7 protein-coding genes are annotated in these 16947 nt (G+C 72.5%); all 7 read left to right on the top strand.

The genetic code is table 11. The features are described from left to right. Nucleotides 1–119: 119 nt before the first annotated feature. On the top strand, nucleotides 120–1544 hold the full coding sequence (locus tag JOM49_RS28320) for a condensation domain-containing protein (protein WP_209667248.1): 1425 nt from the start codon (nucleotides 120–122) through the stop codon (nucleotides 1542–1544). Then, nucleotides 1541–1750 (top strand): MbtH family protein, encoded by a 210-nt coding sequence (locus JOM49_RS28315; RefSeq protein ID WP_209667247.1) that lies wholly within the window; start codon nucleotides 1541–1543, stop codon nucleotides 1748–1750. The genes JOM49_RS28320 and JOM49_RS28315 overlap by 4 nt, the downstream gene beginning before the upstream one ends. Further along, on the top strand, nucleotides 1747–6642 hold the full coding sequence (locus tag JOM49_RS28310; RefSeq protein WP_209667246.1) for a non-ribosomal peptide synthetase: 4896 nt from the start codon (nucleotides 1747–1749) through the stop codon (nucleotides 6640–6642). Before JOM49_RS28315 ends, JOM49_RS28310 begins: the two co-directional genes overlap by 4 nt. After that, nucleotides 6639–13820 (top strand): non-ribosomal peptide synthetase, encoded by a 7182-nt coding sequence (locus JOM49_RS28305; RefSeq protein WP_209667245.1) that lies wholly within the window; start codon nucleotides 6639–6641, stop codon nucleotides 13818–13820. Before JOM49_RS28310 ends, JOM49_RS28305 begins: the two co-directional genes overlap by 4 nt. After that, nucleotides 13817–14782 carry an ornithine carbamoyltransferase gene (locus tag JOM49_RS28300; RefSeq protein WP_209667244.1) on the top strand — a complete coding sequence of 322 codons (966 nt, stop codon included), beginning with the start codon at nucleotides 13817–13819 and terminating at the stop codon, nucleotides 14780–14782. Before JOM49_RS28305 ends, JOM49_RS28300 begins: the two co-directional genes overlap by 4 nt. Continuing rightward, nucleotides 14779–15999, top strand: coding sequence for an MFS transporter (locus tag JOM49_RS28295; protein ID WP_209667243.1), 1221 nt, complete (start codon nucleotides 14779–14781; stop codon nucleotides 15997–15999). The genes JOM49_RS28300 and JOM49_RS28295 overlap by 4 nt, the downstream gene beginning before the upstream one ends. A 233-nt stretch (nucleotides 16000–16232) precedes the next feature. After that, a complete protein-coding gene (locus JOM49_RS28290; protein WP_209667242.1) occupies nucleotides 16233–16853 on the top strand; it encodes an MMPL family transporter in 621 nt (206 codons plus the stop codon). The last annotated feature ends 94 nt before the right edge of the window (nucleotides 16854–16947 follow it).

The raw sequence follows: 16947 nt of genomic DNA, 5'->3' as shown, positions 1-16947 counted from the left end.
CAACAACAACTTCAACAACAACGTGAACAACAACGCGAACAACAACTGATCGGTGCGCCCGTGGGTCCTGGCCGGTGCCGCGCACCGGCCAGGACGCCGCACCAGGACGGGGAAGAGCGATGGAACACGCCTTGTCGGTGGGGCAGGAGGCGCTGTGGTTCATCAACCGCATGGCGCCGGACAGCTCCGCCTACAACGTGGTCTTCACCCTCCGGACGCACAACCGGCTCGACGTGCCCGCCCTCGCCCGCGCGGTCCAGCTGACCGCGCACCGGCACGACGTCCTGCGCTCGACCTTCACCGAGATCGACGGGATGCCGCGGCGGGTGGTCAGCGACGGCGGCCTGCTCGGCCTGGAAGTACGCGACGTCGGCGAGGTCGGCGAAGACGTGCTGGCCACGCTGGTGCGGGCCGAGGTGACCCGCCCGTTCCGGCTGCCCGTGGGCGCTCCCGCCCGGCTGGTGCTGCTGCGCCGGGCTCCCGACGACGCGCTGCTGGTGTTCGTCAGCCACCACATCGCGCTGGACGGCCCGTCGCAGGTGCTGGTGCTCCAGGACCTGCTCGACGCCTACCAGGCGATGCGCGAAGGCGGAAGCCCCGGCTGGGCCCCGGTCAAAGCCACCTACGACGACTTCGTGACCGCGGAGCGGCGGCTGCTCGATTCGCCCCGCGCCGCCGAACTGGCGGCGTACTGGCGGGCGCTGTGCGAGGACGCCCCGACCGTGCTCGACCTGCCCACGGACCGGCCCCGGCCGGGACACCAGCGGCTGCGCGGCGCGACGCACGTGTTCCAGATGCCCGAGGACATCGTCGCCGGGCTGGTGCCCGCGTCCCGCGCGAACCGCACCACGCCCGCGCGCTACCTGATCGGGCTGTTCCAGGCACTGCTGCACCGCTACTCCGGCCAGCGCGACTTCCTCATCGGCTGCGCGGCCACCTCCACCATGGGCCTCAACCGCCTGGGCGTGGCGGGCTACTTCGTGAACTCGATCCCGCTGCGCACCCGCTGCGGGCCGGGCTCGACGTTCCGCGAGGTGGTCGCCGAGACCAGCGGGCAGCTGCGCGAGGGCATGGACCGGGTGGACTACCCGTCCGCCCTGCTGCCCCAGGCGCTCGGCCTGCCCCGCGCGTCCGGCACCTCCGGGCTGTTCCAGGCGCTGGCCACCACGGTCACCGTCGGCAGGCAGGCGCCGCTGTTCGCGCTGGCCGCCGGTGGCCACGGCACCACGGCCGACTACGCCGGGCTCCGGCTCTCCGGCTTCGACGTGCCGCAGCAGGAGGGCCAGTTCGACGTGACGCTGGAACTGGTCCGCGACCGCGCCTCCATCCGGTGCGCGCTCAAGTACGACACCGATCTGTTCGACCCCGGCACGATCGCGCGGCTGGCCGAGCACTACCGCCTGCTGATCCGGGCGGCGCGCGACGACCCCGGACGCCCGGTGGCCGGCGTGCCGCTGCTCGACGACGGTGAGCGCGCCCGGCTCCTCGCCTTCGCCACCGGCCAACCCCACCTCACCGCCGCTTCCTATGGAGGAACACGATGACTCACCCCGGCGACAACGGCCCCCGCTACCGGGTCGTGGTGAACAGCGAAGAGCAGTACTCCCTGTGGCCCGTGCGGCGTGAGCTGCCCGCCGGCTGGCGCGCCGAGGGCACCGAAGGCTCCCGCGAAGAGTGCCTGGCCCGGATCGGTGAGGTGTGGCAGGACCTGCGGCCGTTGAGCGTGCGCACAGCCGGGGCGTCGCGATGACCGCCACGCTGCTGCACGACGCGTTCGCCCTGCAGGTCGCCCGCACCCCGGGCGCGGTCGCCGCGGTCGACGGCTGGGACAGCGTGTCCTACGCCGAGCTGGACCGCCGCGCCGGGCACGTGGCCGCGGCGCTGCGCGAGCGGGGGTGCGCGCCGGGCGAGACCGTCGGTGTGCGGCTGCGCCGGGGGATCGACCTGGTGGTGGCGCTGGTGGCGGTGTGGCGCGCGGGTGGCGCGTACGTGCCGCTGGATCCGGACCACCCCGAGGACCGCATCGCCGGGATCGTCGAGGAAACCGGCTGCCGCATCGTGCTGACCGACGAGTCGGTGGCCGGGCTGACCGCTGCCGGGGGTGAGGCGCCCGCGCTGCCGCGGCTCGCGACCGCCCCGGACAGCCCGGCCTACGTCATCTACACCTCGGGGTCCACCGGGCGGCCGAAGGGCGTGGTGGTCACCCACGGCGGCATCGCCAACCGGGTGCACTGGACCGTGCGGACCCACGGCCTGTCCGTCGGGGACCGCGTGCTGCAGAAGACCTCGCTCTCCTTCGACGCGGCGGGCTGGGAGATCTTCGCGCCGCTGGTCAGCGGCGGCACCGTGGTGCTGGCCCCGGCCGGTGCCGAACGCGACCCGGTGACGATGATCGAGGCGGTCATCCGCGACGAGGTGACCGTGCTGCAGGTGGTGCCCTCGGTGCTGCGGCTGCTGGTCGCGCAGGACCGGCTGGCCGACTGCACCTCGCTGCGGCTGCTGTTCTCCGCGGGGGAGGCGTTGCAGGCCGAGCTCTGCCAGCAGGTCTGGGCGAAGGTCGACGTGGAGCTGTGGAACACCTACGGCCCCACCGAATGCGCCATCGACGCCACCGCCTACCGCTGCGACCCCGAGCAGAAGACCGGCCCGGTGCCGATCGGCGCGCCGATCAGCGGTGACCACGTGGTGGTGCTGGACGAGCACGGCGAACTCACCCCGATCGGCCTGGCCGGGGAGCTGTACCTCGGTGGTGCCGGGGTCGGCCTCGGGTACGCGGGCCAGCCGGAGCTGACCGCCGAGCGGTTCGTGCCCGACCCCCTGGGCGCACCGGGCGCGCGGCTGTACCGCACCGGTGACCGGGCCCGCTGGCGTTCCGACGGCATGCTCGAGTACCTCGGCCGCCTCGACGACCAGGTCAAGGTCAACGGCGTGCGGATCGAGCCCGGCGAGGTGGAGGCCGCGTTGCGCGCCCACCCCGCGGTGCGCGGTGGCGCGGTGCTCGCGGTCCCCGCCGCCGGTGGCGGTGGCGAACTGCGGCTGGCGGCGTTCGTCGTCGGCGACATCGAGCCCGCGGCGCTGCGCACCTTCCTGCGTGGACGGCTGCCCGAGCACCTGGTGCCCACGCTGGTGGTCCCGGTGGCCGAGCTGCCGCTGACCACGAGCGGCAAGGTGGACCGCACCGCGCTGCGGGCCATGGAACTCACCGAGCAGCCGGGGCGGCCCGGCTACCAGGAGCCCGCCACGCCCGCCGAGCGGGTGGTGGCCGAGGCCTGGGCGGAACTGCTCGAGGTGGACCGCGTCGGCGCCGACGACGACTTCTTCCAGCTGGGCGGGCATTCCCTGCTGATCACGCGGCTGGCCGAGTGGCTGCGCGCGAAGACCGGCAGGCGCATCGAGGTCCGCCACCTCTTCGCCGCCTCCACCGTCCGCGCCCAGGCCGCCCTTCTGTCCAGAAAGGACGTCGAAGCGGCGCCGGAGCCGGTGGTGCGCCCGGACGGCAGGCTGCCGCTGTCCTTCGGCCAGCGACGGCTGTGGTTCCTCGAGCAACTGCGCCAGGGCCACCAGGAATACGTGGTGCCGCTGTTCCTGCGCGTGCCCGCCGGTACCGGGCGCGAAGTGGTCGGCCGGGCGCTGAACGCCCTCGCCGAACGCCACGAGGTGCTGCGCACCCGGTACGTGGTGCACGACAACGAGCCGTGGCAGGTGATCGACCCGCCCGCCGAGGTCGAACTGCGGGTGGTCCAGGGTGCGCCGTCCAAGCACGAACTGTTCCGCGCGGAGCTCTCGCGCGGGTTCGACCTGGCCGAGGGCCCGATCTGGCGCGCGCTGCTGCTCGACCGGCCCGGCCTCGACGGCCTGCTGCTGCTCACCGCGCACCACATCGCGGTGGACGGCCGTTCGCTGGTGGTGCTGGCCGAGGAGTTCGAGCGGCTGTGCGCCGGGGAAACCGACCTGCCCGCGCCCGCGCTGCAGTACGCCGACCACGCGATCCGCCAGCGGCGCGCGCTGACCGGGACGCTGCTGGAGGAACAACTGGCGTACTGGCGGGCCGCGCTGGACGGCGTGCACCCGATCGAACTGCCGGTGGACCGCCCGCGGGCCGCCGAACGCGATTCCCACGGCGCGGCACTGGACTTCACCCTGCCGCCGGGGATCGCCGGTTCGCTGCTGGAGCAGGGACGGCAGGCGGGCGCGACCCCGTTCATGTCGCTGCTGACCGTGTTCACCGTGCTGCTCGCCCGCTACAGCCGCGACTGGGACGTGGTGGTCGGCACGCCGGTGGCCGGGCGGACCGCGCCCGAGGCCGAAACCGCGGTCGGCTTCTTCCTGAACTCCTTGGCGCTGCGGGCGAACCTGACCCCGGAGCTGAGCTTCACCGAGGCGCTGGGCCGGGTGCGGGAGGCCTGCGTGGGTGCCTTCGGGCACGCCGACGTGCCCTTCGAGCGGCTGGTCGAAGAGGTCCAGCCCGGCCGTGACCTGGCCAGGACGCCGGTCTACCAGGTGATCTTCGACCTGCACGACGCGGACCTGGCCGAGGCCAACACCAACGTCGTCGGCTCGGACGTCATGCGGTCCATCTGGCGCACCGCGAAGACCGACCTGACGCTGATCATGCGCACCCACGCCGACGGCAGGCTCGACGGCATCCTGGAGTACGCGACCGCGTTGTTCGACCAGGCCACCATCGAGCGGCTCGGCGCGAACTTCGTCCGGCTGGCCGAATCGCTGACCACCGCGCCGGACGAGCCGATCGGCACCGCCGAACTGGTCGCCGCGCCGGAGCGGGAACTGCTGCTGAAGACGTGGAACGACACCACGGCCGAGCAGCCGAGCCGGCCGGTGCACCTGGCGATCGCCGAGCAGGCCGCGCGCACGCCGGAAGCGGTGGCGCTGGTGCACGACGGCGGCACCGTCACCTACGGCGAACTGGAAAGCGAAGCCAACCGGTTCGCGCACCTGCTGCGTTCGCGCGGGGTCACCGCGGAATCCGTGGTGGGTGTGCTGCTCGACCGCGGGCCGGAGCTGGTGGCCGCGCTGCTCGGGGTGTGGAAGGCGGGCGGTGCCTACGTCCCGCTCGACCCGTCGTTCCCGCCGGACCGGGTGCGGCACATGCTCGACGACTCCGGTGCCGGGCTGCTGGTGTCGGATTCGGAACTGGCCGAGCACGCCGCCGGCTTCGGCGGCGGGCGGCTGCTGGCCGACGTCGACCGCGAGGAACTGGCCGGCCAGCGCGCCGACGCGCCGGAGGAACCGGACGGCGACGGCCTCGACCGGCTGGCCTACCTGATCTACACCTCCGGCTCGACCGGCACGCCCAAGGGCGTCGCGGTGGCCCACCGCGGGCTGGCGAACTACCTGGACTGGACGGTCGGGGCGTACGCCGCGCACGGCACCGGCGGCGCGCCGCTGTTCACCTCGGTCGCCTACGACCTCGGCCTGCCGAACCTGTACACCCCGCTGCTCACCGGGCAGAAGGTGCACCTGTTCCCGCAGGACTTCGACCTGACCAAACTCGGCCCGGCACTGGCCGACGCGGGCCCGTTCAGCTTCATCAAGCTGGCGCCCGCGCAACTGGAACTGGTGCTCGGCCAGCTCGCCGACGCCGGGCCGGTGCCGCTCGCGGAACTGGTCAGCGCGGCGGGCGACTGGGTCCCGGCCACGCTCGCCGAGCGCTGGCGCGCGGTGACCGGCCGTCCGGACGCGCGGTTCGCCGCGGAGTACGGCCCGACCGAGATCACCGTGGGCAACTCGGCGCTGTTCCCCGAAGCCGGGGCGCGCTCGACCGAGTTCCTGTCCATCGGGCACCCGATCCCGAACACCACCATGTACGTGCTCGACGAGAACCTGAACCCGGTCCCGATCGGGGTGGTCGGCGAAATCTACGTCGGCGGCATCGGCGTGGCCAGGGGTTACGTCGGCAAGCCCGAGCTGACCGCGGAGAAGTTCCGGACCGATCCGCACGGTCCGCCCGGCGGGCGGCTGTACCGCACCGGCGACCTGGGCCGGGTGCTGCCCGGCGGGGCCGTGGAGTTCCGCGGCCGCGCCGACAACCAGGTGAAGGTGCGCGGGTACCGGGTCGAGCTCGGCGCGGTGGAAGCCGCGCTGCTGGCCCACCCCGACGTGCGTGAAGCCGTGGTCGTCCTCAACGGACAGAAGCTGGTGGCCTACCACGTCGGCCGGGCCACCGAGCTGGCCGCGTTCCTGGCGGAAACCCTGCCACGGCACGAAATCCCCAGCCTGTTCGTGCCGATGGAGTCGCTGCCGCTGAACGCCAACGGCAAGGTCGACCGCCGCGCCCTGCCGGAACCCGACGCCGGCCACACCGGAGCCGAAGGCGAGCAGGCCGGGCAGGCACCGCGCACGGTGGCCGAACGCCGGATCGCCGCCATCTGGGCACGGGTGCTCGACCGGCGGATCGGCGTGCACGACAACTTCTTCGACCTCGGCGGGCATTCGATGTCGGCCGCCACGGTGGTGTCCATGCTCCGGCAGGAGTTCGACGTGGAGGTCGGCATGCGCACGCTGTTCGACGCGCCGACCGTGGCCGGGCTGGCCGAGGCCGTGACGGAGCTGATCAGGGCCGAGATCGACGGACTCAGCGCGGCCGAGGTGCTCGCGCGCAGCGAGGAGGGTCAGCGATGACCATGCAGGAGACCGAGCTCTACCGCGAGGAACTGGTGCGCCGCCGGATGGCGGGCAGCGCCGCGGGCAACCGGCTCTCGATCGGCCACGCCGACCGGAGCGCCCCGCTGCGGTTGTCGTTCGGGCAGCGGCAGCAGTGGTTCCTCAACCGGCTCGACCCGGGCAGCCCGGAGTACCTGGTGCCGCTGGCGCTGCGGTTGCGCGGCCCGCTGGACACCGGCGCGCTGAAGCGGGTGTGGGCCGAACTCGTCGCCCGGCACGAGATCCTGCGCACGCGGTACGAGCTGGCCGGTGACGAACCCGCCCAGCTCGTCGACCCGCCCGCCGCTCCACAGTGGACGGACATCGAGGTGGCCGACGAGGCCGCCGCACTGGCCAGGGCCGAGGAAGAGGCGCTGCGGCCGTTCGACCTGGAGCGCGAGCACCCGCTGCGGCTGATACTGCTGCGCATCGGGGCGGAGGACCATCTGCTGCTGGCGGTGTTCCACCACATCGCCTCGGACGAGGTGTCGCAGGAGGTGCTCCTGAACGAACTCGGCGCGCTGTACGTGGCGTTCTCCTCGGGCAGGCCGTCACCGCTGCCCCCGCCCGCGGTGCAGTACGCCGACTACGCGGCCTGGCAGCGGGACTTCTTCTCGGACCAGGCCATGGAGCAGCACCTGTGGTACTGGCGCGACCAGCTCGCCGACCTGCCGCGCCTGGAACTGCCGACCGACCACCCGCGGCCGCCGGTGCGCGGCTGGCGCGGCGCCAGCGTGCCGCTGGTCGTCCCGGTGGCCACCGCCGACCGGCTGCGCGAGCTGGCCAGGGCGGGTGACGCGACCCCGTTCATGGTGCTGCTGACCGCTTTCCAGTGCCTGCTGGCCCGCTACACCGGCCAGGACGACGTCACCGTCGGCACCGTGGTCTCCGGCCGCAACCACCCCGAACTCGAGGGCCTGCTCGGCTACGTGATGAACAGCCTGGCCCTGCGCATGCGCATCGCCGGTGAACCGTCCTTCGAGGACATGCTGGCCCGCAACCGGGTCACCGTGCTGGAGGCGCTGGACCGCCAGGCCGTGCCGTTCAGCAGGCTGGTCGACGAGCTGCAGCCCGAGCGGGACATGTCGATCACCCCGCTGTTCCAGGTCGCCTTCACCCTGCACGCGCTGCCGGTGCTCGGCGGTGAGCTGGCCGGCGTCCGGGCCGAGTACGTGGACCTGGAGTGGCAGGTGGCCAAGTTCGACCTGGCGCTGCGGCTGGCCGAGCTGCCCGACGGCTCGATCGGCGGGCACGTCGAGTACGCCACCGACCTGTTCGACGAGGCCACCGCGCGACGGCTGGCCGAGCACTACTCGCGCCTGCTGGAAAGCATCGCGGCGGACCCGCGCACCGGCGTGCACGAGCTGGACGTGCTGCCCTCGGACGAACGCTCGCTGCTGGTGCGCCAGGCCGGGCGGGCCGAGCCCGACCCCGTCTCGCGCTGCCTGCACGAGGTGTTCGCCGAGCAGGCGGCCCGCACCCCGGACGCGGTGGCGGTCACCTGCGACGGCGCCGAGTTGAGCTACACCGAACTGGACCGCTGGTCGAACCGGCTCGCCCACCACCTGCGTGAACTCGGCGCGGCCCCGGAAACCCTGGTCGGCGTCTGCCTCGACCGCGGGGTCGACCTGGTGCCCACGCTGCTGGGCGTGACCAAGTCGGGCGCGGGCTACCTGCCGCTCGACCCGGCCTACCCGGCCGACCGCCTGCGGTTCATGCTCGAGGACGCCGCCGCGCCACTGGTGGTTACCACGTCGGCGCACCTGGACCTGGTGCGGGAAGTCCACAAGGGACGGATCGTGGTGCTGGACGGCGAGGACGCCGCGGCGCTCGACGCCGCCCCGGTCACCACGCCGGAACCGTGGAGCGGCCCGGAAAACCTCGCCTACGTCATCTACACCTCCGGCTCGACCGGGAAACCGAAGGGCGTCTGCGTCACCCACGCCAACGTGCACGGCCTGCTCACCGCGGCCCAGCTGCACTACGGTTTCGGCGCCGACGACAGCTGGTCGATGTTCCACTCCTACGCCTTCGACGTGTCGGTGTGGGAGATGTGGGGCGCGCTGCTGCACGGCGGGAAGCTCGTGGTGGTGCCGTTCACCGTGTCGCGGTCGCCGGAGGAGTTCTTCGACCTGCTGGTGCGCGAACGGGTCACCGTGCTGTCGCAGACGCCGTCGGCTTTCCGCGCGCTGGTCGCCGCCGCCGAGGCGGACGACCCACGGCTGGCTGACCTCGCGCTGAGCGCCGTGGTGTTCGCGGGGGAGAAGCTGGAGCAACGCGAACTCGCGCCGTGGGTCCAGCGCTTCGGGCTGAGCCGTCCCGCGCTGATCAACATGTACGGCATCACCGAAACCTGCGTGCACTCCACCTTCTACGCGCTGACCGAGGCGGACCTGGAGCCGGGCGCGGGCAATCCGGTCGGCCACCCGCTCGACGGCGAGCGGATCCACCTGCTCGACCGGCACGGCAACCTGGTGCCCACCGGGATGGCCGGTGAGATGCACGTCGGCGGGCACGGGGTGGCCCGGGGGTACCTCGGCAGGCCGGAGCTGACCGCCGAGCGGTTCGTGCCGGATCCCTTCGGTGCTCCTGGCGACCGCCTCTACCGCAGTGGCGACCTGGCCCGGCGCCTGCCCGACGGCAGCCTGGAGTTCCTCGGCCGCATCGACCACCAGGTCAAACTGCGGGGGTTCCGGATCGAGCTCGGGGAGATCGCCGCCGCGCTGGGCGAGCACCCGGCCGTGCGTGACGCGGTCGTCGTGCTGCGTGAGGACACCCCGGGCGACAAGCGGCTGGTGGCCTACCTCGTCGCGGACGAGACCGAGGCGCCGGACCCCGGCGAACTGCGTGCGCTGGTGGCGAAGTCGCTGCCGGACTACATGATCCCGGCCGCGTACGTGGTGCTCGACCGGATTCCCCTGACCACCAACGGGAAACTCGACCGCCGGGCGCTGCCCGAGCCGGACGCCGGCTCGGTGCGCGCGGCCGGTGAGGTGACGCCGCCGCGCACGGTGACCGAGGCGCGGATGGCCTCGATCTGGCGGGACACCCTGGACACCGGCACGCTCGGCGTGCACGACGGGTTCTTCGAGATCGGCGGTGACTCCATCCGTGCGGTGGCGCTGGTCGGCGCGCTGCGCTCGGCCGGGTTCGACGTCTCGGTGCGCGACATCTTCGAGTACCGCACGGTCGCCCAGCTGGCCGCCTACTGCGACGAGCGTTCCGCACCGGCGCCGATCGACACCCCGGTCGAGCCGTTCGAGCTGATCTCGGCGGAGGACCGGGCACTGGTGGGGCCGGGGATCTCCGACGCCTACCCGATGTCCCAGGTGCAGACCGGCATGCTGGTGGAGATGCTGGCCGGTGGCTCGGACAACATCTACCACAACATCAGCTCGTTCCAGGTGAAGGACGAGCAGCCGTTCGACTTCGACGCCCTGCGTGACGCGGCTTCGCTGGTGGTCGAGCGGCACGAGATCCTGCGGACTTCGCTGCATGCCAACGAGTTCTCCGTGCCGATGCAGCTCGTGCACACCGACGCGGCCCTTTCGGTCGGCATGCGTGACCTTCGTGGCCAGGAGGCACAGGCGCAGCAGACCGCGCTGCGCAAGTTCACCGCGGCCGAGCGCGCCGCCCTGTTCGACCTCGCGCGGCCGCCGCTGATCCGGGTGTTCGCGCACGTGGTCGAAAAGGGCTGGTGGATTTCCATCACCGAATGCCACGCCGTGCTGGAGGGCTGGAGCTTCCACTCGCTGCTGATGGAGATCCTGACCGCCTACGGCAAGCTGCGCGACGGCCGCAACCCGGAACTGGCCGCGCTGCCCGAGGTGCGCTATGCCGACTTCATCGCCGCGGAACTGGCCTCGCTCGACTCGGCCGAGGACCGCGAGTACTGGCGGGAACTCGTTGCGCGCCAACCGAAATTGGAGTTGCCCCAGGCCTGGCGCGACCCCGAACCGGGGTTGCCCTACCGGATCGACCTGCCCTGCGCGGACCTGGTGGACGGCCTGCGCGGGCTGGCCACCTCGCTGGGCGTGTCCGTCAAGGCGGTCTGGCACGCGGCCTACCTCAAGGTGATGAGCATGCTCACCGACCAGGAGGCGTTCAGCACCGGCCTGGTCTGCGACACCCGGCCCGAACTGCTCGGCGCCGACCGCGTGTTCGGCATGTACCTCAACACCGTGCCGTTCCCGTACGACCGGTCGGCCGGGACCTGGCGCGAGCTGATCCAGGCCACCTACGCCGGTCAGGTCGAGCTGTGGCCCCACCGCCGCTTCCCGCTGCCGGAGATGCACCGCGACGCGGGTGCGGCCGGTTCGTCGGACCGGCTGATCGAGACCTTCTTCATCTACCTGGACTTCCACGTGATGGACCTGGGCCTGGTCGACGGCGAGACGGTGATCGACGACAGCCCGAACGAGTTCGGGCTGACCATGGGCGTGATGGGCGACCGGCTGATGCTGCACGCCCGGACCGACGTGGTGCGCCGCGCCGACGGCGACCGGCTGATCGCCATGTTCCGCGCGGTCCTGGAGGCCATGGTCGCTGACCCGGGCGCCGACGCCCGCGAGACCTGCCTGCCCGCCGGTGAGCGCGAACTGGTGCTCAACGCCTGGAACCACACGGAAAAGCCACTCGACAGCGAAGGCGTCGTCGAGCGGGTGCGGGCGGTGGCCGGGCGGCAGCCGGACGCCGTGGCCGTGAGCGACGACCGCGAAACCCTGACCTACGGACAACTCGTCGGCCGGGCGAGCGCGATTTCCGGGCAGCTCGCCGATGCCGGACCAGGCAGTCTGGTCGCCGTGCTGGCCGATCCCGGCGCGCGGTTCGTCACCGCGGTGCTCGGTGTGCTGGGTGCGGGCGCGGCGTACATCCCGCTGGACACCGCCGCCCCCGAGGCTCGCAGCGAACGGCTGCTGACCGACAGCGGCGCGCGGTTCGTCCTGGTGACCCCGGAACACGCCGGGCACGCGGAACGGGCGGCGGCGAAGACCGGCGCGCGGATCGTCCTGCTCGGCGACGAAGAACACCGGGAACTGCTGCCGCCGCGCGGCGGCGAGCACGACCTCGCGTACGTGCTCTACACCTCCGGTTCGACCGGTGCGCCCAAGGGCGCGATGGTGCACCGCCGCGGCATGGTCAACCACCTGCTCTCCAAGGTCGAGGACCTGACGCTGACCGGCACCGATTCGGTGGTGCAGAACGCGCCGCTGACCTTCGACGTGTCGATCTGGCAGATGCTGGCCGCGCTGCTGACCGGGGGGCGGGTGCGGGTGGTCACCCCCGCCTGCGCCGCCGACCCCGCCGCGTTGTTCGGCACGGTCGAGGCCGAGGGGATCAGCGTGCTGGAGGTGGTGCCCTCGCTGCTGCGGGCGGCACTGGACGACTGGGACTCCGGTGCCCCGGTACCGCCGCTGGGCGCGCTGCGCTGGCTGGTGGTGACCGGTGAGGCGCTGCCGCCGGAGCTGTGCACCCGCTGGTTCGCCCGGTTCCGGAGCATCCCGATGGTCAACGCCTACGGCCCCACCGAGTGCTCGGACGACGTCACGCACGCCGTGCTGACCGAGCCCCTGCCCGAGGGCGCCGCGCTGGTCCCGATCGGCCGGGCGATCCGGAACACCCGGCTGTACGTGCTCGACGGCCACCGCCGCCCGGCGCCGATCGGCGTACCCGGTGAGCTGTACGTCGGCGGTGAGGGCGTCGGGCACGGCTACCTCGGCGACCCCGAGCGGACCGCGCAGGCGTTCGTGCCGGACCCGTTCACCGGCGAGGGCCTGCTCTACCGGACCGGCGACCGCGTGCGGTACCGGCCCGACGGGCAACTGGAGTTCATCGGCCGCCGCGACAACCAGGTCAAGATCCGCGGGCAGCGGGTGGAACTCGGCGAGGTCGAGGCCGCGCTGCGGGCGGTGCCCGGGGTGCGGGACGCGGCGGCGAAAGCCGCGGGCGGACGGCTCATCGGCTACCTGGTCGGCGAGGCCGACCGGGAGGCCGTGCGCGCCGAACTCGCCAAGACCGTGCCGGAGCACCTGGTGCCCTCGGCGCTGCTCGTGCTCGACGCGCTTCCGTTGACCGCCAACGGGAAGGTCGACCGCAAGGCCCTGCCCGACCCGGACCGCTCGCAGCTGGCCGAGGAACCAGCGGTGGCCCCGCGGACCGCGACCGAGCGGCGGATCGCCGAGGTCTGGGGTTCGGTGCTCGGCGTGGCCGGGATCGGCGTGACCGACGACTTCTTCGCCGTGGGCGGGGATTCGATCCGCACGCTGACCGTGGTCGCCGGCCTGCGCTCGGCCGGGTTCACCGTCTCGGTGCGCGACGTGTTCGAGACCCGCACGATCGAGGCGCTGGCCGCGCGGCTGGAATCCTCGTCCGGGGACAGCGGGCGGGCACTGGCCTGGCTGCGCACCAGGGACACCAGCCCGCCGCTGTACTGCGTGCACCCGCAGGGCGGCAGCGCGCACTGGTTCCTGCCGCTGGCCGACCGGATGGGCCGTTCGGTGGCCGCGTTCGAAGCGCCGGACGGGGTGGGGGAGGAGCCGGTCGACCTGACCGCGCTCGCCGCCCGCTACCTAAGCGAGCTGCAGCCCGAAGGCCGGTTCGCGCTGCTGGGCTGGTCCTCGGGGGCGACGCTGGCGTGGGAGATGGCGCGCCGGCTGGCGGATGCCCGTACCCCGGCGTCCGCGTTGATCCTGATCGACCCGATCGGCGATCCGGCGGTTTCGCCCGAGGTGGTCACCAGCGACGTGCTCACCGACCGGCTCGCCGAACTGTGCGCGCAGCCGGACCTGGAGCCCTCCGGCGAGGTCCAGTCGCTGCTGCGGCTGGCCGGGCTGTCCGCCGACACCGCCGACCTGGAGACCATGCGCCGCCAGGTGTACCGGGCACGGGCGCTGACCGAGGCGATGTACACCTACCGCTACCCGGCCGCCGGCACGCCGATCCGGCTGGTGATCACCGACGAGTGCGCCGAGGAACGGCACGGCGTTCTCCGCGGGCTGTCCTATCCCGAATACCTGAACCACTGGCGCGAACTGGCCGGTGGCGGGCTGACCGTGCACCGGATGGCCGGTGAGCACGAAGAAGCCCTGCGGCCGCGGCGGGCCGGGGAGCTGGCCGCGCTGATCCAGACGCTGATGTCCGATGGAGGGACCCGATGACCGAGTTGATCGCGACCCCGGCCAAGCTCGCCAGGAACCTGCTGTCCCTCAACGACCTCGCCGAGGAGGACCTGGAGTACCTGGTGCGCCGCGGCGCCGCCCACGCCGCCGGGGTGAAACCGGGGGCCCCGCTCGAAGGTGCCGTCGTGGGCGTCTACTTCGAGAAGACCTCGACCCGCACGCGCACCGCGTTCTCCAGCGGCGCGCTGCGCCTCGGCGCCCGGCTGCTCACCTACGGGCCCGGTGACCTGCAGACCAACACCGGTGAGACGCTCGCCGACACCGGCCGCGTGCTCGCCTCGATGCTGGACCTGCTCGTCGCCCGGACCACGCTGCCCGCCGAGTCGCTGGGGCAGCTGGCCGGGCACGGCATGCCGGTGATCAACGCGATGAACGTCGAGGAGCACCCGACCCAGGGGCTGGCCGACCTCACCACGCTGTTCTGCCACTTCGGCCGGATCAGCGGCCTGCGCGTGCTCTACATGGGCGAGGGCAACAACAGCGCGGCCGCGCTGGCGCTCGGGCTGACCCGGTACCCCGGCGCCGTGCTCGAACTGCGCACGCCACCGGGGTACGGCCTGGCGAAGCCGATCGCGGACACCGCGGCCGAGCAGGCGGCCCGCTACGGCTCGTCGATCGTCGAACGGCACGACATGGACGTGCTGCCCGGCGGGTTCGACGCCGTCTACACCACGCGGTGGCAGACCACCGGCACCACGAAGGCCGACGAAAGCTGGCGTGAGACCTTCGCGCCGTTCGCCGTGCACGCCGGGTTCTGGGACGCCAATCCGCACGCGGTCTTCCTGCACGACCTGCCCGCCCACCGCGGCGAGGAGGTGACCGCCGAGGTGCTGGACGGCCCGATGAGCCTGGCCTTCCGCCAGGCGCAGCACAAGCTGCACAGCGCGATGGCGGTGCTGGAGTGGTGCGGCGGCGCCGACGTCGAAACCCCCGCCCGATGACCGCCACCGTTCCCGACCGGGGACTGCGCGGCAACCGGGACTTCCTGCTGCTGTGGTCCGGCGCCGGGCTGTCCTTCCTCGGCTCGCGGCTGAGCGCCTTCGCCTATCCGCTGATCGTGTTGTGGGCCACCGGGTCCGCGGCCGCGGCCGGGCTGGTCGCCTTCGCCGCGCAGTTGCCCTACCTGCTGGTGCAGTTGCCGGCCGGGGTCGCGGTGGACCGCTTCGACCGCCGGAAGCTGATGATCATCTGCGACCTGGCGCGGCTGGTCGCGGTCGGCAGCATCCCGGTGGGGATGATCTTCGCCGGGCTGAACCTGTGGCACCTGGCGGTGGTGGCCTTCGTCGAGGGCGCGTTCACCGTGGTGTACCGGATCGCCGAGCGGGCGGCACTGCCCAGCGTGGTCCCGGAACAGCACCTGACCACGGCGATGTCGCGCAACGAAGCCAGGGAACAGGCGGCCGGGCTGCTCGGCCAGCCCGGCGCCGGCGTGCTCACCGCGGTGACGCAGTGGTTCCCGTTCCTGGCCACCGCCGTGCTGCACGCCTTCTCGCTCGGCACGGTGCTGATGATCAAGAAGCCGCTGCAGGCCGACGCGGGACCGGCGGAACCGCAGAAGCCGCTGGCGGCGTTGATGGAAGGGCTGCGGTGGATGGCCGGGCACCGCTTCGCGCGGGCCGCGGCCGGGCTCATCGCGGTCAGCAACCTGTTGTTCCAGGTCCTGATGCTCAGCGTGCTGGTGATCGTCCGCGAGGACGGCGGTTCGCAGACCGTGGCCGCGGTGGTCTCGGCGGTCAGCGGGATCGGCGGGGTGCTCGGCGCGCTCGGGGCCACCTTCTGGATCCGCCGGATCTCCTTGCCCGCACTGGTGATCGGCGCGAACGCGCTGTGGGCGCTGCTGGTGCCGACCACGCTGCTGGCCGCGAGCAACCCGGTGGCGCTCGGCGCGGTGTACGGCCTGATGTCCTACATCGGCGCGGTGTGGACCGTGGCGGTGAGCGCCTACCTGGTGCGGATCGTGCCGGACCACCTGCGTGGCCGGGTGACCAGTGTGGCCACGCTGCTGGCCTACGGGCCGCTCGCCTTCGGTTCGCTGCTCGGCGGGTTCGCCCTGGCCACGCTCGGGGTCACCGGTTCCGTGCTGACCGTCGCGGGGGTGATGGCGGCGCTGACCGTGCTCGCCGCGGCCAGTCCGGGAGTTCGTTCTCTTTCGCGGTAGGCAGACGACGTAATAAAACACTGTCACAAAATGGGGCTCTCGCGACGCCGGTCGTCGCGGGAGCCCCATTTCGGCGTTTCGCGGAGGCCTTTTCCGCGTTTCGCGGATCAAGGCAGGCGATGGTGGGGTTGTCCCCACCCGGCTTCCGGGGGTGCTCCGGGCTGACCCCCGCACCGCTTTCCACCAGCATCAATGGGGTACGAGCGACCGGAAACGCGGAAACGGAGCACCGGATGGCCCCGGAATTGTTCGATCTTCCCGCCGCCTCACTGATCCTGCTGCTCGGCTTCGCCGCCGTGCTGCTGGCGGGGGCGACACCCCGCCAGCTGTGGGCGCCGACAGCTGCCGCGGCCGGGGCTTCCCTGGTGCTTTCGCAGGTGGCGCACACCGGTGCCGCGACCGGCCTGCTGCTCTTCGCCATCGGCGCGGCGATTGGACTGGACCAGGCGCTGTCGATGCTGCGCCAGGACCGCCGCCGGTTGCGGAAACTGGCTTCGCGGCCCCACGCCCGGCACCTGCTGGCGAACCGCCAGGTGACCACCACCGGTCAGCCGGTGCGGCTCGCCGGGGCCGCGGTGATCGTCTCCACCGCGACGCTGCACCTGGCCGTGCACCACGTGGTGACCGCGGTTCCGGCCGGTTCCCCCACGATTCCGGTGCTCGCGGTGGTGATCTGCCTGCCGGTGCTCCCCGCGGTGTTCGCCAAGGTCCGGGTCGCCGTGGTGGAGCGGATTCCGTCGCTGCGGGCCCGGCCGGGCACCCGGCTGCTCTCCGTGCCGCACGACCCGCGGGCCGGAATGCTCCTTTCGGTGGTTGTCCTGCTCGCCACGGTCTTCGCCGTGGCAGCAATGTGAATCAATTTCACGCAAGCCGAAAATTCTAGCTGTTCTCTTGGTTTCCGTGTGCCCCGCGCGCCTGCGTATTCGGTAATGTCGTTTGAGTTACCGG

Source organism: Amycolatopsis magusensis, assembly GCF_017875555.1.
Taxonomy (GTDB): domain Bacteria; phylum Actinomycetota; class Actinomycetes; order Mycobacteriales; family Pseudonocardiaceae; genus Amycolatopsis; species Amycolatopsis magusensis.
Note: the sequence above shows the minus strand (reverse complement) of the source record. Positions and strands in the feature narration are given on the sequence as shown.